The sequence below is a fragment of the Xanthobacter pollutisoli genome, assembly GCF_040044995.1.
Classification (GTDB): Bacteria; Pseudomonadota; Alphaproteobacteria; order Rhizobiales; family Xanthobacteraceae; genus Xanthobacter.
In genome coordinates, this window is sequence record NZ_JBDZDP010000006.1 from 91,143 (window position 1) to 108,413 (window position 17,271).

A 17,271-nucleotide genomic window follows, 5' to 3' on the forward strand; every position below is an offset into this window, starting at 1 on the left:
GCGGCTCAGCCCTCCAGCGTCGCCTCGAGGCTGATGTCGGCGCGGATGACCTTGGAAAGCGGGCAATTGGCCTTGGCCTTGCCCGCCAGTTCCTCGAACTGCTCGGGCGTCGCGCCCGGCACGGTGCCGGTCAGTACCAAGTCCACCTTGGTGATGGCGTAGCCGGCGTCCTGCTTTTCCAGCGAGACCTTCGCGGAGGTGTTGAGGGCGGTGGCGGTGAGCCCGGCCTCGCCGAGGATCAGCGACAGCGCCATGGTGAAGCAGGCGGCGTGGGCGGCGCCGAGCAGTTCCTCGGGGTTGCTGCCGCGCTGGCCCTCGAAGCGGCTGGCGAAGCCGTAGGGATAGGCCGCAAGCGCGCCGCTCTCGGTGGAGATCTTGCCCTTGCCGTCCTTGATGCCGCCGCTCCATTCGGCCGAGCCGGTGCGGATGATCGCCATGATGTCCTCCTTGGGTCGCGCGGCGCCGTGGCGGCCGATGCCGCCGGCGCCCGACCGCAGGCTTAACGGCCAAGGCGGGGAAAGCGTTCAGTGCCACCCGCACTTTTTCCGTGCGCCGGAAACATTCCGTCACGCGTTGAAATCAAAAGTCGCGATGCCGTCCCAATGCCGACACCGGGACCGTGACAATGGCGATCGCCCCATCGAAGCCGCCTCTCCCCCTTGCGTGAGGGTGCCCTGCCGGTGCCGGCGCGCATGACGAAAGGTGAAGCCGTATGATCCCGTCCACCGCGAACCTGCCTTCGGCCCGCGCATGGGAACGACTCGCCGGCCTTGTGCCGCGGCGCCTGCGCGTCCTTTTGGCGGTGCTCCTGACGGCGGGGTTGGTGGCGCTGGGCATCGGGCAGCTGCCCCAGCGCACGCGCGTCGCCTTCGCAGCGGAGGTGGGCGCCCGCCTTGCCTCCTCCCCTGTGCTCGCCATCGGCGATAGCATCGCCTATCAGGCCGCGCCCCGCACCTTGTGCGGCGAGGAGGTGCTGAACGCCGCCGTGCCCGGCGACCGCATCTCGGACCTGCTGGAGCGCGCACCGGCGCTGGCAGCGCATCTCAAGCCGGCGCGCGTGGTGGTGGCGGTGGGTGTGAACGACTCCGCCCTCCCCCATCCGTCCATCGCCGATTGGAAGGCAAGCTATCGCGCGCTGCTCGGCGCGCTCGCCGGAGCCGAGCTGGTGCTGGTGGAGATCAATCCGGTGGATGCCAGCCGCTCGCCTTATGTGGAGCGGCTGGACGCCGGCTTCATCGCCGAGCAGAACGCGGCGATCCGCGAACTCGCCGCCGAAACCGGTGCGGTGGTGGTGCCGGCGCCCCGCGCCGCGGCGACGAACGATGGACTTCACCCCACCCGCGCCGGCGCGGTGCTGTGGCGCGCCCGGCTCTCCGCCGCCGCCTGCCGGTGACGGCGCCGACGCGGCGAGCGCACGATCGCCCTGGGCTGTCTCCCCGATGCTCCGCCGGCCGGCTCAGGCCGGCGGCGCCACGAGGACGGCATTCACCACGAGATCGGCCACATGGGCGCGACGACGGTCCAGCTCCGCCTCGCTGGCGAGGTCGCGGCCGAGGATGACCGACAAAGTGAAGATGTTCGAGAAGTAGAAATACGAGAGCCCGGCGATGGAGATCCACAGCTCCGCCGGATCCTGCCCCGGGCGAAACACGCCGGCCTTCACCCCCTTGTCGAGGATGGTGGAGATCATGCCGATGAGCGGCGAATGCATCTCCTTCACCCGCGCGGATTCCTTCAGATGGCGGGCCTGATGCAGGTTCTCGCTGTTCAGGAGGTTGATGAAGGTGCGGTTGCCGATGAAGGAATTGAAGGTGAAGGTCACGAGCCGCCGGAGCGCATCCTCCGGTGCCAGGCGCTCCAGGTCCAGCTTCAGCTCCGCGGTCCGGGCGCGCTCATAGGCCGCTTCCAGCACCGCCAGCCACAGGCCGCGCTTGGAGCCGAAATAATGGTAGATCATCCGCCGGTTGGCCCCCGAGCGCGAGGCGATGGCGTCGATGCCGGCGCCGGCGAAGCCGCGGGCGGAGAATTCCGCCGTGGCCGCAGCGAGAATGCTCGCCTTGGTCCGCTCGGGGTCGCGGGTGCGGGCGGTCTTCGCCTCGGCTTTCGCCGGATCGGGCGGCGTGTGCGGCACGCGGGCATCGGGCGCTTCGGCCGGCTTCGCGGCGCGGGTGCGGGCTTTCCGCCCCGCGGCCGAAACCATGTCGCCGCCTTCCGCCATGCCCCTTTACTCCAACAGACCCGCTCCCGCGCTTATACGACGGAGCGGTGACGGGTGATACAGGTGGCGAGGACCTCGTCGATGGGCTTCGACCACCAATGGTCCGAGAAGATCTCCACCTCGCAGAAGCCGGCGAAGCCCTGGGCCTCCACCATGGCGCGGATGGCCTTCAGGTCGATGACGCCGTCGCCCATCATGCCACGGTCGTTCAGCATGTCCTTGGTGGGGGTGAGCCAGTCGCAGACGTGGAAGGCGAGGAGCCGGTCGCGTCCCGCGCGGGCGATCTGGGCGGCGAGCTCCGGGTCCCACCACACATGATAGACGTCGACGGCGACACCCAGCATGCCGGTGCGCGTTGGATCCACCCGGTCGCAGATGTCGAGGGACTGGCGAAGGGTATTCACGCAGGCCCGCTCGGCGGCATACATGGGGTGCAGGGGCTCGATGGCGAGGGGCATGCCGGCGGCGCGGGCGTGCTCCATGAGGGCGGCGATGCCGTCCTCCACCATGGCGCGGGCCGCGCCGATGTCCCTGGACGGCGCCGAGCCCGGCCGCGAGAAATGCGGCAGGCCGCCCACCACCAGCACCAGGCAGGGCGCATCCAGGGCGGCCGCCTCGTCCACGGCGCGGCGGTTGTCGTCCATCACCTCGGAAAGGCGGGCCGGATCGGCCGGGAACATGCCACCGCGGCAATAGCCTGAGAGCCTGAGGCCGGTGTCCTTCACCCGCTTCACGGCTTCGTCGAGGCCGATGGCGGCCACCTGGTCCCGCCAGGGGGAGATGGCGGGGATGCCGGCGCGGGCGCAGGCCTCGATGATGGCGGCGAGATCGCCCTGCTTGCGCACCGTGGCTGTGTTCAGGGACAGCAGCCGGTGGTCGGCCGAGAGGTCGCGCAGCGCCGGGGCAAGGGCGGCGGGCGGGATGCGGTCGCCCATGGCTCAGGCGTCCACGCCGCGCACGGCGAGCACGGCCTTCATGCGCTTCGCCGCGAGGTCCGGATCGGCGAGGAGGCCGGCGGCGTCGGCGAGGCGGAACAGCTCGGCGAGGTGCAGGGTCGAGCGCGTGCTCTCCTGCCCGCCCACCATGGTGAAATGGTCCTGGTGGCCGTTGAGATAGGCCATGAAGACCACGCCGGTCTTGTAGAAGCGCGTCGGCGCCCGGAAGATGTGCCGCGACAGGGGCACGGTGGGCCCCAGGATGTCGTGGAAGCGCGCGGCATCGCCCGCCGCCAGCGCGGTCAGCGCGGCGGAGGCGGCCGGGGCGATGGCGTCGAAGATGCCGAGCAAAGCGTGGGAATGGCCCATCGCGTCGCCGGCGATCAGCTCCGCATAGTTGAAGTCGTCGCCGGTATACATGCGCACGGCCGGGTCCAGCCGGCGGCGCATGGCGATCTCCTTGTCCTTGTCGAGGAGGGAGATCTTCACCCCGTCCACGCCGCGGGCGTTGGCGTTGATGATGGCGACCGCGGTGTCCATGGCGGCGTCGAGGTCGCTGGTCCCCCAATAGCCCGCCAGCGCCGGATCGAACATGTCACCGAGCCAGTGGATGATGACCGGCGCCTTCACCTGGGAGAGGATGCGGCCATAGACCTTCTCGTAGTCCGCGGGCGAGCGCGCCACGCGGGCGAGGGCGCGGGATGCCATGAGGATGATGCGGCCGCCCACGGCCTCCACCGCCTCCACCTGCTCCTCATAGGCGCGGATCACGTCGTCGACGGAGCGTGCGTCCTGCGGGGCGAGGTGGTCGGTGCCGGCGCCGGAGAAGACGAGGGCTTCCGGACCGTGCGCCTTGGCGGCCGCGACCGAGCGCCGGATCAGTTCCAGCGAGGTCGGCCAGTAGAGGCCCATGCCGCGCTGGGCGGTGTCCATGGCCTCCGCCACGCCGAGGCCGAGGTCCCACAGGCGGGCGCGGTAGGCGATGGTGCTGTCCCAGTCGATGGCGGCGTCGAGCCAGGGGTCGCACTCCTTCAGCGGGTCGGCCACCACATGGGCGGCGGAGAAGGCGATGCGGTTCATGGGCCCGGCGGCGCGGGCGGGAAAGTCCCGCGGCGCCGAGAGGCGGAAGGTCTCCAGGGCGCCGCCGGCCACCGGCAGGCGCAGGGAGAGGGCGGTGGCGCGGGCGATCTCGTTCATCGCCGCCTCACTCGGCCGCCTGGAGCACGGCCTTCTCGGAGGCCTCCAGCGTCGGCACGTCAATCCAGCGACGCTCCTTCCAGCTTTCCAGCGCGCATTCCACCAGCTGCACCCCCTTGGCGCCCTCGCGCAGGGTGAAGCGATAGGGCGCGTCCTCGGCGATGTGGCGGATGAACATCTCCCACTGGGCCTTGAAGCCGTTGTCGTAGGGGACGGTGTCGGGCACCTTCTGCCAGTCGGCGTAGAAATCCGCCTCGCGCTTCTGGTCCGGGTTCCACACCGGGCGCGGGGTGCCGACGCGGGACTGGAACATGCAGTCCGACAGACCCGCGATGGCCGAGCCCAGCGTTCCGTCCACCTGGAAGGTCACGAGGTCGTCGCGATAGACGCGGGTGCACCAGGACATGTTGATGTGGGCGATGACGCCGTCCTCGAGCTCGAAGGTGGCGTAGGCGGCGTCATCCGCCGTCGCGGTGTAGGCCTTGCCGGCCTCATCCACCCGCTCGGGTATGTGGGTGGCGCCGATGCAGGACACCGATTTCACAGGGCCGAAGACGTTGTCGAGCACGTAGCGCCAGTGGCAGACCATGTCGAGGATCATGCCGCCGCCGTCCTCGGACCGGTAGTTCCAGGAGGGGCGCTGGGCCGGCTGGCCCCAGTCGCCCTCGAACACCCAGTAGCCGAACTCGCCGCGCACCGAGAGCATGCGGCCGAAGAAGCCGGAATCGCGCAGCAGCTTCAGCTTCTGCAGGCCGGGCAGGAACAGCTTGTCCTGGACCACGCCATTCTTCACGCCCTTCTCCTCGGCGAGGCGGCAGATGCGGATGGCCTCCGGCAGGTTGGTGGCGATGGGCTTCTCGCAATAGACGTGCTTGCCGGCGCGGATGGCACGCTCCAGCAGCACCGGCCGGGCCTGGGTGGTGGCGGCGTCGAAGAAGATCTGGTCGTCCGGGTTGGCGAGCGCCGCGTCGAGGTCGGTGGTCCAGCGCGCGATGCCGAATTCCTTCGCCAGCCCCTCCACCTTCTCGGCATTGCGGCCGACGAGGATGGGATCGAGCTGCACGCGCGAGCCGTCGGAGAGCTGAACGCCGCCCTGGGCGCGGATGGCCACCACCGAGCGGATGAGATGCTGGTTGAGCCCCATCCGTCCCGTGATGCCGTTCATGATGAGGCCGAGGCGCCGCTGGCTCATGCGGAGATCTCCTGTAAACGCTGGTCGGTGATGGGGGTGAGGGGAATGGGCGAGAGGCTCGCCCATTCCGGTTCCGCCCGCCGGGCGAAGCCGGGGGCGCGAAGAAGTCCGGCGGTGGGGATCAGTCCCCGCGACACGTCAAGGCCGATGCGGCCGTCGCGCTCGGCGTAAAGCTCGGGGCAGGCAGCGAGAAAAGCGCGCGACTCCGCGTCCGGTGCCGGGCCGAAGCCGTCCACGTAATGGTGGCCGTTGCGCTCGCCGTGGGTGAGGCCCAAAGCGGCGACGAGGGCCGTGTCCTGCTCGATGCCGAGGCCCGCCTGGCAGGTCAGGTCCTCGGCCGAAATCAGGAACGGCCCGCGCGTGCCGCCGGCATTCCAGGCGCTCACCCGCGCTGCGTTGAGGATGGACTTGTAGAGGCCCTTGCACGACTTCGACGAGACGCCGCGATAGCCAAGCGCCGCCGCCCGGGGGAAGCTGTCGAGAGCGTCGTCCGCCTCGTCGATGATGACCGCGAGCCCGTCCAGCGCGGAGGGCAAGGGGGCAGCGAAGGTCTCGCGCCGGTCGAACGGCTGCTCCACATAGAGGAGGCGGTCGCGGAACGCCCTGAGCCGCGGTCGGGCGAGGGCCTGCACGAGCTCCGCCAGCCGGTCGGGGTCGTACTGCTCGTTGGCGTCGAGGGTCGCGGCATAGCCGGGGGCCGCCTCAGCAAGGATGGCGGCGATGGCCTCCAGCCGCGCCACGTCGGCGGCAAGGTCGCCGCCGATCTTGATCTTGAAAAAGGCGAGGCGCGCGGCCGCGATTTCGGTGGCGAGGCCGTGCGGCCCGTCCAGCGCATCGAGCAGTCCCACGGTGTGGCGCAGGGCGACCGCAGGGGCAGGGGTGAGCCCGCGCAGGAAGCCGTCGATCTGGCGGGCGGAGAGATCGGGCGTCAGCCGACCGTCGAGGCCCATGGCATTGTGCTTCAGCCCCTCCGCCAGGGGCAGCTTCATCGCCTGCAGCAGCGCGTCCAGCACCGCCTTGTCGAGGAGAGCGGGTCCGAAATTGGCGGCCAGCGCCGGCACGCCGTCGCGCTGCGCCCACATGGATTGCGGCGCGCGCGCCGCAGCCGACAATCCGAAGGCCGTGCCGGACCCGGCATTGGCATAGACGCGGGCGGCCTGGATGAGGCCGCGGCGCAGATCGTCCACCGTGTCGGCGGGGCTCTTGGCCGGGTTCTTGTCGAACCATTTCGGCATCATCATCTCGGCCGCAAGGCCGGTGGCCCGTCCGAAGCCCTCCACCTCCGCCTCGACCCGCACGAAGGCCTGGGGCGCCGCCTCCACCACCGAGGGGCCGAACCGGAACGCGTGCGCGAACGGCATCATCCGCTCGCCCAGCTCCACACTGTGGATATGGAGGCGCGGTGCGCTCATCGCCTCAGTCCAGATGCCCGCGGGCGTAGAAATGGCCGCGGATGGTCTGGGCCAGCTCGGAAAAGGCGGCGCTGCCCATCATCTCCAGCGCGCGCGGCCGGGGCAGCGGCACGTCGTAGATGGCGGCGATGGAGCCCGGCCGGTCGGTCATGACCACCACCCGGTCGGCGAGGAAGATGGCCTCGGGGATGGAATGGGTGATGAGCAGGATGGTCTTGCGCGTCTCGAAATGGATGCGCTGGAGCTCCAGGTTCATCTTCTCGCGCGTCATGGCGTCGAGGGCGCCGAACGGCTCGTCCATGAGCACGATCTTGGGGTCATGGACGAGCGCCCGGCAGATGGCGGCGCGCTGCTGCATGCCGCCGGAGAGCTGCCAGGGATACTTGTTCTCGAAGCCGGAGAGGCCGGCCGTGGCGAGGAGCTGGCGGGCGCGCTCCAGATGCGTCGCGCGGTCGAGGCGGCGCACCTCCACCGGCATCATCACGTTGCGCAGCACGGTGCGCCAGGCGAGCAGCACCGGGCTCTGGAACACGATGCCCACGTCGTCCGGCGGCTCGGTCACGGTCTTGCCGTCGATGGTGATGGCCCCGCTGGTCGCCGGGATGAGGCCGGCCACCAGCTTGAGCAAAGTGGACTTGCCGCAGCCCGACGGCCCTACCACGGAGATGAACTCGCCTTCCTGGATGTCGAGATCGATGGGCCTGAGAGAAGGCACCTCGCCGTCACGGGTGCGGTAGGTCTTGGTCAGGCCGCGGATCTCGATGAGGCGGCGGCGCACCGCCGTCCCCTCGTCGCGCGCGACCACCCGCAATGTGTTGGACACGGCCATGAGGCTCTCCCTTTCAGCCCGTCGGTCGATCGGCGCCGCGGCTCAGTTGCTTGCGGCGGGCAGGAAATCGCGGGTGTAGTAGGTCTTGGTGTCGGCCTTGGCCGCCGCTTCGAGGCCGCCGTACTCCACCAGCAGGTCGACGGTGGAGGTCATGTTGGCGTCGGTGACCTGGAACGGCGGGCGGCCTTTGGTCTCCTCGGTGCGGTAGAGCGGCGTGGTCAGGGCGAAGCCTTCCAGCAGCGTCTCCTTCTTGCCGGCCTTTGGCAGGTCCACCAGCAGCGCGTCCACCGCGGCGTTGGGGTCCTTCTCGGCGCCGATGAACGCCTTGGTGGTGGCGGACATGAAGCGGCGCACGAGGTCCGGGTTGGACTTGATGAGATCCTTGGAGGTGATGATGCCCGAGGACACCATGTTGATCCCGTAGTCCGCGAACATGATCGGGTAGACGTCCTTGCCGGTGGCGTCCTTGATCTTCATGCTCTGGTCCATAGCGTAGCCCAGCAGCAGGTCGGCGCGGCCGTTGATGACGGCGTTGAGCTTGGTCTGACCGTCGCCGGAGACCACCTGGAAGTCGGACGCCTTGAGGCCGGTCTGCTTCAGGAAGAGCGGCCAGATCTGCGACATGGAATCGCCCGGCGTGGTGGCGACGATCTTGCCCTTGATGTCTTCCGGCTTGCGGATGTTCTTGTCGGCGAAGCCCATCACCGACATGGGGCTCTTCTGCAGCGCGACGCCCACGGCCACCACCGGGGCGCCCTTGGCGGCGGCGCGGATCATGGTGGGCACGTCGGCATAGCCGAACTGGGCGGTGCCGGCCGCCACCGCCTGGATGGTGACCGCCGAGCCGCGGCCTTCCTGGATCTCGAGGTCGATGCCCTCGGCGGCATACAGGCCCTTGGCCTTGCCGTAGAAGAAGGGCGCGTGCTCGCCATAGACGTACCAGTTGAGCAGCAGAGTTACCTTGTCGGCGGCCGCAGCCGGGACGGCGGTCGAGACGGCGAGGGTCGCGGCCAGCGCGACGCCGAGACGGCGGATCATCTTCATGGGGCTTCCTCCTGTGCCGGCCTTGGATGGCGGGTCACGAGCCTGTTTTCGGGGCGAAACAACGGAGAAACGCGACGCTCACGCGGTGACGAACATGTCCTGGCGCTGGCTGGCGTGCCACGGCACCATCAGGCGCTCCACGAGGTCGATGATCCAGAACAGCACGACGCCGATGAGCGCCAGCAGGATCAGCGCCGCGAACATGGTGGGCAGCTCGAAATTGCCGATGGAGCGCTGGAGCACGAAGCCCAGGCCGGAATTGGCGCCGACGAACTCGCCCACCACAGCGCCCACCACCGCGAGCGTCACCGACACCTTGAGGCCGGCGAAGATGGCCGGCATGGCGTGGGGCAGGCTCACCATGGCGAAGGTCTGGAGGCGCGAGGCCTTCATGGAGCGGGCGAGGTCGCGCATGTCGCCCTCCACCGACTTGAAGCCCTGCACGCCCGCCACCACCACCGGGAACACGCCCAGCAGGAAGGCGGAGATCACCTTGGGGATCATGCCGAAGCCGAACCACACCACGAACAGGGGTGCGATGGCGACCTTGGGGATCGACTGGGAGAACACCAGCAGGGGATAGAGATAGGCCTCCACCGTGCGCGAGCCGGCGATCAGCATGGCGAGCGGGATGCCGATGATGGCGGAGAGGGCAAAGCCCGCGAGGGTGGCGATGGTGGTCGGCACCGCCTCCTGGAGCAGCATGCCGCCTTCGTTGCGGAAGGCGAGGATGACGTCGCCGGGGGTGGGGATCAGATAGGGCGGGATGTTGAAGATGCGGACCGCAAGGTCCCACAGGACCACCAGCATGAGGAGCAGGCCGACGGGCTTTGCCCACGGCTGGTCCAGAACGGCGAGCACACGGTTGCGGTGGCGCGGCGACGCCATGGCGGTCTCCTCCCTGTCCCTGTCTCGATGCGCCGGAGCTCTGCGGCTCCGTTAGTAACTAACCGGTGAATTACATGATCGCCTCCGCGGCTTGTCAAGCGCCATCTCCCGCGCCCGACGCGGCGAAGGGGAGGCACTGCGGTAGAGCTGGTGCGCCCCGCGGCGCGCAATTTCGTCCCGCGATGCGGCAAGCGGCTTGAGCGGACGCGCCTTTACCGCTTATCTCCCATGGGAGGCTTGAATGATGCGCCGCAGCAATCGTGACCACAGCCCGCCGGAATCCGTCAGCGCCCGCCTTGGGCGCGCGGGGGACTTTGTGCACAGGAAGGCGCCCGCCGACCGTGCCACGCGGTGCGGAGGCTGACCCATGCGCCTCGTCTGCCTGCCCCACGCCGGCGGCTCCGCCGCCATCTATCGCCCGTGGAAGGCCGCCCTCGCCGGCGTCGCCAGCGTGGACAGCCCGGAATTGCCCGGCCGCGGCACGCGCCAGAGCGCGCCTTTCCCGGCCGGCATCGTCGCCCTCGCCGAGGACCTTGCCGCCCCGCTCGCCGAGCGCTCGGTGCCGCTGGTGCTGTACGGCCATTCCATGGGCGCACTGCTCGCCTTCGAGACGGCGCGGGCCCTGGCCCGGCACGGCGTCACCGTCGCCGGCCTCGTCCTGTCCGGCCGCGCGGCGCCGCATCTGCCGTTCCCCAGCCTCGACCGCCACCAGATGAGCGACGCCCAGCTGATCGCCGAGCTGCGCCGCATCGGCGGCACGTCCGATGCCGTGCTCGCCCAACCCGATCTTCTCGCCGTCATGCTGCCGGCGCTGAAGGCCGACTTCCGCATGGTGGATACCTACGCCTTCGCGCCCGGCCCGAAGCTGGACTGCCCCGCAGTCATTCTCGGCGGGGCCGACGATCTGGCGACGCCGGAGCCGAGCCTCCACGCGTGGCGCGAGCTCGTCGGCGGCCCGCTCGCGGTCGAGATCTGGCCGGGCGGCCATTTCTTCGTGCGGGAGGAGGAAGCGCGCCTCCTCGCCCTGCTCAAGCGCCAGCTTCCGGCGTGGCGTGCGGCCCGCGCGGGTGTGTGAGGTGGTCGCCGGCCCGCTGGAGGCGGCGCGGCTCGCCCCCGGTGCGAGCCTCGTGGCCATCGGCCGCGTGGCAAACCTTGCCGGCCACGACACGTTCGCTTTCGATTTGCCGCAGGACGACGAAGCGCGCATCACCCGTCTGGTGAAGGCCGATGACCGGGCCGACCGGCGCGCCGCCTGGCGCCTGGCACGCCGGCTCGCGGGCATCGCCCTCGCCTGCGATCCCGCCGGCGTGGCGCTGTTCCGCGCCACGAGCGGCCGGCCTTTCCTGCCCGCCGGGTGCGGTCACGACCTCAATGTCGCCCACGCCTCCGGCTGGGTCGCGGTGGGTCTGGCCCGCGCCACCCCGGCGACGGCGGAGCGCAACGACGGGGGCATCATCGGCGTGGACGTGGAGCGCGCGCGGGACCTCGACCTGTGGACCCGCCTCGCCGGCGAATTCATGCATCCCGAGGATATCGACCTCTGGTCGCGCCTTCCCACCGAGCAACGGCCCGCTGCCGCCCTCGCCCAATGGTGCGGCAAGGAAGCGTTGCTGAAGGCCACCGGCGAGGGCCTGTCGGCCGATCCCTGTCGCGTGCGCCTTCCCGCCGCCGGCGGGGTGGTGACGCGCCACGGGCAGAGCTTCCTCACCGGCGCCGGCACGCTGCCGGACGCAGCCTATGCCTTCGCCGTGGACGGGCCCGCGCCCCGCATCTTCCTCGCCACCGCCACCGGATGGGACGAACTGAACCGCTGAGGGCCCGCGCGGTCCTGTCGCGCGGCGGCTGGCCTCGTTGGGGGCGGCGGCGATCCCGTGCTATCGGGAAGGGCGGGCTGCGGCAGCCATGAGCGGGAGATCAGGAGCATCGCAAGCGAGGCCAGCAGCGACCGCGCGCGCCTGTCGCGCTTCCTGGCGGACCGCAAGGCGCCGGCGCGACGCGATCTCGCCAGCGCCTATGGCTTCGCCTTTGCCGCCGGCCTCCTCACCATCGCCCAGGCGGGCCTTGCGGCATCCCTCATCCATCACGTTCTGATCGATCAGGCGCCGCTGATCTCCGGCGGTCGCGGCGCAGGTGCCGAAGGCGAGATCGCGCTGTTTCTGGCCGTCATCCTCGCTCGGGCCCTGTGCGCCTTCGCGGCCGAGCGTTCCGGCTTCGCCGCCGCCGCCATTGTGATGCGGGGGCTGCGCGCCGAGCTCCTCGCCCACGTGGCCCGCCTCGGCCCCATAGGCTTGTCCGGCCTGCGCACGGGGGAGACGGTGGCCGCCGTTTCGTCCGGCGTGCGGGCGGTGGAGCCCTATTACGCGCGCTATCTCCCCGCCTCGGTGATGGCGGTCCTGCTGCCGCTCGCCATCCTCGCTGTGGTGGTCCCGCTCGACTGGGTTTCCGGCCTCATCCTCCTCGTCACCGCGCCGATCATTCCCGGCTTCATGATCCTCATCGGCAAGGGGGCGGAAGCGCAGAACCAGAAGCAGTGGCGCACGCTCGCGCGCCTGTCCGGCCACCTGCTGGACGCGGTGCAGGGGCTCGCGACGCTCAAGGCATTCAACGCGGCGGGACGCATGGCCGGGCAGGTGGCGGAGGCGGCGCAGGCCTATCGGCGCGACACCATGGCGGTGCTGCGCATCGCCTTCCTGTCCTCGCTGGTGCTGGAATTCTTCGCCACCGTCGCCATCGCCATGGCCGCCATCTTCATCGGCTTCCGCCTGCTGTGGGGCGGCATGGACTTCTTCATCGGCCTGTTCGTCCTCTTGCTGGCGCCGGAATTCTTCGCGCCGCTGCGCGCCATGGGCACGGCCTACCATGCCCGCATGGAGGCGATGGGCGCCGCCGAGCGTCTCGTGGCGCTGGCCGATACGCCGTCACCCGCCGAGCCGGGCGGGACCCTGGCGCTCCGCGATCCCGGCCGCATCGAAATCCGCTTTGAGGAGGTCGGCCTCGCCTTCGCCGACGGCCGGCGGGCGCTCGACGGCGTGTCGCTGACGGTGCCGGCGGGCGCGCGGGTGGCGCTGGTGGGGCCGTCGGGGGCCGGCAAGTCCTCGTTGCTTCATCTGGCGCTTGGCTTCGCGCGGCCCACGACCGGCCGGGTGCTGGTGAACGGGGTGCCCCTCGGCGATCTCGACATGGCCGGCTGGCGCTCTCATGTGGCCTATGCCGCCCAGCGCCCGCGCCTGTTCGCAGGAACCCTCGCCGACAACATCGCCCCGGGAGAGGACGCGCCCGCGCCCGGCCGGCTCGCCGCCGCCGTGGAGGCCGCGGGGCTTTCCGGGGTGGTCGCGGGCCGTCCGCAAGGCCTCGCTGCGTCGGTGGGGGAGGGGGGCGCCGGCCTCTCCGGCGGCGAGGCCCACCGCCTCGCCCTCGCCCGTGCCTTCTATCGCGATGCGCCCTTCGTCGCCCTCGACGAGCCGACCGCGCATCTCGATGCCGCGCTGTCGGGCGAGGTCGAGGCCGCCCTCGCGCGCCTGGTGGCGGGGCGTACGGCGCTGTTCGCCGTGCATCGCCTGTCGCAGGCCGAGACGGCGGACCTCATCGTGGTGCTGGACGCGGGGCGGGTGGTGGAGCGTGGCCGCCACGCGGACCTCATGGCGCAGGGCGGTCTCTATGCCCGCCTCGTTGCGGCGGGTGCCGGCCGGGAGGTGGCGCCATGAGGCGGGAGGGCAGCGGGGCACCCGCCTCGGCGGCGTCTACCCCCGGGGCGTGGGCGGTGTTTTTCCGGCTGCTCGCCGCCATGCGCCGGCAGGCCGGGTGGATGGCGCTGGCGGTGCTGCTCTCGGCGGCGGCGAGCCTTGCCCATGTGGGGCTGATGGCGGCCTCCGGCTGGTTCATCAGTGCCATGGCGCTGGCCGGCGTCGCCGGTGCGGCCATGAACCCCTTCACCGCATCCGCTGCGATCCGGGCCTTTGCCCTGCTGCGCACCGTCGCGCGCTACGCCGAGCGCCTGCTGGGCCACGATGCGACGCTGCGCTTCGTTGCCGACCTTCGGCCCTGGTTTTTCCGCCGCCTCGTGCCGCTGGCTCCGGCGGTGCTGGAGGGTGAGCGCTCCGGCGACCTGCTCGCGCGCCTCGCCGGCGACATCGACCGCATGGAATTCGCCTTCCTGCGCATCCTCTCGCCGGCGCTGACGGCCGTCGTGGTGGTGCTGGTGGCGGTGGCCTTCGCCGCTTTGTGGTCCGGCGCCGCGGCGCTGGTGCTGGCGGTGCTCGCGCTCTTGGCGGGCGGACTGATCCCCCTTGCCGTCCATCGGCTGGGGGCGGCCGCCTCGGCGCGGGTTGCCCGCGACACCGGCGCGTTCGAGGCGGCGCTGGTGGACCATCTGGAGGGCCAGGCCGAGCTTCTCGTCTATGACGGCGACGGTCGTCACAGGCGCCGCGTAGAGGCAGCGGGTGACGCGCTGCTCGCCGATGCGCGCCACCTCGCCGGCGTCGCCGCCGCCGGCACGGCCGGGGTGGGATTTGCCGGGCAGGCGGCCTTGCTCGGCGTGCTCCTCGCGGGCGCGCCGGTGGCGCTGGGTGGCGCCCTCGCCGGGCCGGACCTCGTGATGCTGGCGCTGATGGCGCTCGCCCTGTTCGATGCCCTCGCCCCCCTGCCTGCCGCCGTCCAGGCGCTGCCGGCGACGCTCGCCAGCGCCCGCCGCCTGTTCGCCTTGGCCGATCGCGCCCCGCCCGTGGCGGAGGCCGGCGCCGCGGACGTGCCGGCTCAGGGGACGCTGGCGTTCCGCAATGTCTGTCTCACCTATCCCGGCGCCACGCGTCCTGCGCTCGCCGGCATCGACCTTGATCTCGTGCCGGGGCGGCGGGTGGCGGTGGTGGGGCCGAGCGGGTCCGGCAAATCGAGCCTCGTCGCCCTCGCCCTGCGCTTCCGCGCGGCCGATGCGGGCCGCATCACCTTCGCTGGCCGCGACGTGGCGCTGCTCGATGCCGATGCCCTGCGCCGGCGCCTCGCGGTGCTGCAGCAACACGACCACGTCTTCGCTGCGACCGTGGCGGAGAACCTTGCCCTCGCCGACCCCCAGGCGCCGCCTGCCCGCCGCGCTGCGGCCTGCGCCACCGCGGGCATACTCGATGTGATCGACGCCGAGCCGGACGGGTTTGCCACCTTCGTCGGCGCCCACGGCGCGAGCCTCTCGGGCGGGCAGGCGCGGCGGCTCAATCTCGCCCGCACCCTGCTGAAGGATGCACCCCTCTTGATCTTGGACGAGCCGCTGGAGGGCCTCGACACGCAGACCGCCCGCGCCGTCATCGCCGCCGTGCTGGACGAGGCGCGGGACAGGGCCGTCCTGCTCATCACCCACCGGGCTTCGGGGCTCGATCTGATGGACGAGATCGTGCTCATGAACGAGGGGCGGATCGCCGACCGCGGATCTGCGTCAGTGATGCTGCCGAAGATTGCGGCGCTGCGGGCGGATGATGCATCATGAGGCATGACCAGTTCCGCGCCACCCCAGCCGCCGGCTGCCGCAGCTCCTCCCGCAGCTGTCGCTGGCACGCCCCAGATTTCCGCCCCCCCGCGCTGGCGCCGGCCAGCATGGCGGAGCGTCGCTCTGTGGGCCTGGCAGGGGCTCGGCGCCTCGCTGGCAGTGGGAGCCATGGAGATCGCCGCCCATCTCGGCGAGACACCGCTGGCGCTGATCCCCTTCGCCACCTCCATCGTATTGGTGCTGAGCATGCCCGATGCCGAGGCGGCGCAGCCGCGGGCGCTGGTGGGCGGGCATGTGATCTCCACCCTGGTCGGCTTCGCCATGCTGGCCCTGTTCGGCCGCTCCGAACCGGCGGCGGCCGCCGCCGTGGGGCTCGCCGTGGTGGCCATGCGGGCGACCCGCACCCTGCATCCACCGGCGGCGATCAATCCCATCATCGTGGTGATCGAGGGGATGACGGCCGGCTTCCTCATGGTGCCGGTGTTGTCGGGCGCGCTGATGCTGCTGGTCTACGCCTTCGGCTGGCACAACATGTTCGGCGGGCGCAAATGGCCCGTGCGATGGTGGTGAGCCGCGCTCAGCTCGGTCGCCGTTCGCGCTCGTCCCAGCCGCCGATGGCGTCCTCCGCCGGCTCCGGCGGTCGCGGCGTGCCGGCGAGGCGCAAGGTGCGGTCGAGCAGCACCTCGTAGATCGGCTTGCCGCCGAGGGCCTCGGCCACGAGATTGGCGGTGACGCAGGTGAGGATTACCGGCACCAGGATGTCGTAGGCGCCGGTCAGTTCCGCCACCAGGACCATGCCCACCAGGGGCGCCCGCACCGTGGCCGAGAACAGCCCGCCCATGGCCGCTACGCCGAATGCGGCCACCGCCCCCTCCGGCAGCGGGACGAGTGCGCCCAGCAGCGTCGCCACCAGCACGCCCACGGCGGTGGCGAGAGCGAGGATGGGGGCGAAGATGCCGCCGGGAATGCCGGTGGAATAGCTTGCCATGGTCATGACGAAGCGGATGGCCACGATGCCGGCGAGAGTAAGGGCGGAGAGCCCCATGCCCGGCAGCGACACCGCCAGCAATTCCCCGCCGAAGGTCGCTTCCGGCCGCAGCACCAGCAGCGGCCCCACGGCCGCGCCCACCAGCACCGGCAGCAGATAGGGCGAGACCCGCACGGCGAGGCCGCGCGCGGCATCGAGGGACGCCACCAAGGCGGCGTTGAAGGCGATGCCCACGATGCCCAGGACCGCCCCGAGGAGGATGAAGGCCGGCAGCAGCCAGAGGGGCACGGCGGCCACCGTCATCTGCATGTCGGGCCCGGTGCCGCCGATGGCCTCGGCGACGATGGCGCTCGCCACCGAGCAGATGATGACCGCGCTGTAGGTGCGCAGGCCGTAGGGGAACTGGCGCCGGGTCTCCTCGATGACGAAGAGGATGGCGGCCAGCGGCGCGTTGAAGGCAGCGGCGAGGCCGGCCGCCGCGCCGGCGGCGAGCAGGCCGCGGCTGTCGCGCAGGTCGAGGTGAGTGGCCTCCGATATGGCCTTGGCGATGGAGGCGCCCATGTGGATGGTCGGGCCTTCCCTGCCTGCCACCAGCCCGGAGCCGAGGGCCAGCACGCCGCCGGCGAACTTCACCGGCAGCACCCGCTTCCAGCGCACCTCCCTGAGGCCTTCCAGCGCGCCTTCGATCTCCTGCACGCCGGAGCCCGCCGCCTCCGGGGCGAAACGGCGGACCAGGAAGACCGCGAGCGCCACCATCACCGCCGCCCCCGCCGAAAGCGCCGCATAGAGGGCGGGTCCCTGGAAATGGTCGCGCAGCAGCAGCGGCCATTCGCCGGCCTTGGATGTCGCCCAATGAAAGCCGGCGCCCACGCCGCCGCCGAGGAAGCCAACCACCGCGGCGAGGGCGTAATAGACGACGTCGCGGGGCTTCTGGGCGGGCTCGGCGGATGTCACGCGGGACCTCGGGGCGGAACTGGAGGCAGAAGCAGCCTGTCGCGGCAGCTTGGCGCCGTGCAGCAGACTTAGCTGAGGCCACGCGCCCGGCGCAAGAAGCCGAGCGTTGTGCCTTGCTTCCCGACGTCCCTTTTCCCCCCG

Annotated in this window: 16 protein-coding genes; 6 read left to right on the forward strand and 10 right to left on the reverse strand. The window is 71.1% G+C overall.

Annotation, left to right across the window (positions count from 1 at the left end):
• Positions 1 to 5 precede the first annotated feature (5 nt).
• On the reverse strand, positions 6 to 437 hold the full coding sequence (locus ABLE93_RS14035) for an OsmC family protein (protein ID WP_348840456.1): 432 nt from the start codon (positions 435 to 437) through the stop codon (positions 6 to 8).
• A 275-nt stretch (positions 438 to 712) separates the two neighbouring features.
• Between ABLE93_RS14035 and ABLE93_RS14040 the strand changes: the two genes are divergently transcribed.
• Positions 713 to 1,393, forward strand: coding sequence for an SGNH/GDSL hydrolase family protein (locus ABLE93_RS14040; RefSeq protein ID WP_348840458.1), 681 nt, complete (start codon positions 713 to 715; stop codon positions 1,391 to 1,393).
• Between the two features lie 63 nt (positions 1,394 to 1,456).
• Here the strand turns inward: ABLE93_RS14040 and ABLE93_RS14045 are convergent, their stop codons facing one another.
• The 8 genes from ABLE93_RS14045 to ABLE93_RS14080 all read right to left on the reverse strand — a co-directional run bounded on the left by ABLE93_RS14045 (position 1,457) and on the right by ABLE93_RS14080 (position 9,637).
• Positions 1,457 to 2,218 (reverse strand): TetR/AcrR family transcriptional regulator, encoded by a 762-nt coding sequence (locus ABLE93_RS14045; protein ID WP_348840459.1) that lies wholly within the window; start codon positions 2,216 to 2,218, stop codon positions 1,457 to 1,459.
• Positions 2,219 to 2,250: 32 nt separating this feature from the next.
• Positions 2,251 to 3,114: a sugar phosphate isomerase/epimerase family protein gene (locus ABLE93_RS14050; RefSeq protein ID WP_348840610.1), complete on the reverse strand. Its 864-nt coding sequence runs from the start codon at positions 3,112 to 3,114 to the stop codon at positions 2,251 to 2,253.
• 42 nt (positions 3,115 to 3,156) lie between these two features.
• Positions 3,157 to 4,350: a dihydrodipicolinate synthase family protein gene (locus tag ABLE93_RS14055; protein ID WP_348840460.1), complete on the reverse strand. Its 1,194-nt coding sequence runs from the start codon at positions 4,348 to 4,350 to the stop codon at positions 3,157 to 3,159.
• A 7-nt stretch (positions 4,351 to 4,357) separates the two neighbouring features.
• Positions 4,358 to 5,542 (reverse strand): Gfo/Idh/MocA family protein, encoded by a 1,185-nt coding sequence (locus ABLE93_RS14060; RefSeq protein WP_348840461.1) that lies wholly within the window; start codon positions 5,540 to 5,542, stop codon positions 4,358 to 4,360.
• Entirely contained in the window at positions 5,539 to 6,954 is a 1,416-nt protein-coding gene (locus ABLE93_RS14065) for an enolase (RefSeq protein ID WP_348840462.1), read from the reverse strand. The genes ABLE93_RS14060 and ABLE93_RS14065 overlap by 4 nt, the downstream gene beginning before the upstream one ends.
• A 4-nt stretch (positions 6,955 to 6,958) precedes the next feature.
• A complete protein-coding gene (locus tag ABLE93_RS14070) occupies positions 6,959 to 7,783 on the reverse strand; it encodes an ABC transporter ATP-binding protein (protein WP_348840463.1) in 825 nt (274 codons plus the stop codon).
• Positions 7,784 to 7,825: 42 nt separating this feature from the next.
• The gene (locus ABLE93_RS14075) at positions 7,826 to 8,827 is read right to left on the reverse strand and encodes an ABC transporter substrate-binding protein (RefSeq protein ID WP_510183025.1); all 1,002 of its coding nucleotides are present in this window, start codon (positions 8,825 to 8,827) and stop codon (positions 7,826 to 7,828) included.
• A gap of 78 nt (positions 8,828 to 8,905) precedes the next feature.
• Positions 8,906 to 9,637 (reverse strand): ABC transporter permease, encoded by a 732-nt coding sequence (locus ABLE93_RS14080; protein WP_510183031.1) that lies wholly within the window; start codon positions 9,635 to 9,637, stop codon positions 8,906 to 8,908.
• A 445-nt stretch (positions 9,638 to 10,082) separates the two neighbouring features.
• On the opposite strand from ABLE93_RS14080, the gene ABLE93_RS14085 reads away from it, so the two are divergent.
• The 5 genes from ABLE93_RS14085 to ABLE93_RS14105 are packed head-to-tail and all read left to right on the forward strand — an operon-like array spanning position 10,083 to position 15,758.
• Entirely contained in the window at positions 10,083 to 10,790 is a 708-nt protein-coding gene (locus tag ABLE93_RS14085) for a thioesterase II family protein (protein WP_348840465.1), read from the forward strand.
• Complete coding sequence (locus ABLE93_RS14090) at positions 10,783 to 11,529, forward strand: 4'-phosphopantetheinyl transferase family protein (RefSeq protein WP_348840466.1); 747 nt, start codon at positions 10,783 to 10,785, stop codon at positions 11,527 to 11,529. Before ABLE93_RS14085 ends, ABLE93_RS14090 begins: the two co-directional genes overlap by 8 nt.
• 57 nt (positions 11,530 to 11,586) lie before the next feature.
• Positions 11,587 to 13,419, forward strand: coding sequence for a thiol reductant ABC exporter subunit CydD (cydD, locus tag ABLE93_RS14095; protein WP_348840467.1), 1,833 nt, complete (start codon positions 11,587 to 11,589; stop codon positions 13,417 to 13,419).
• Complete coding sequence (gene cydC, locus ABLE93_RS14100; protein WP_348840468.1) at positions 13,416 to 15,188, forward strand: thiol reductant ABC exporter subunit CydC; 1,773 nt, start codon at positions 13,416 to 13,418, stop codon at positions 15,186 to 15,188. The genes cydD and cydC overlap by 4 nt, the downstream gene beginning before the upstream one ends.
• Before the next feature lie 3 nt (positions 15,189 to 15,191).
• On the forward strand, positions 15,192 to 15,758 hold the full coding sequence (locus tag ABLE93_RS14105) for an HPP family protein (protein WP_348840469.1): 567 nt from the start codon (positions 15,192 to 15,194) through the stop codon (positions 15,756 to 15,758).
• Positions 15,759 to 15,765: 7 nt separating this feature from the next.
• On the opposite strand, the gene clcA is transcribed toward ABLE93_RS14105, so the two are convergent.
• The gene (clcA, locus tag ABLE93_RS14110) at positions 15,766 to 17,130 is read right to left on the reverse strand and encodes a H(+)/Cl(-) exchange transporter ClcA (protein WP_348840470.1); all 1,365 of its coding nucleotides are present in this window, start codon (positions 17,128 to 17,130) and stop codon (positions 15,766 to 15,768) included.
• Between the last annotated feature and the right edge of the window lie 141 nt (positions 17,131 to 17,271).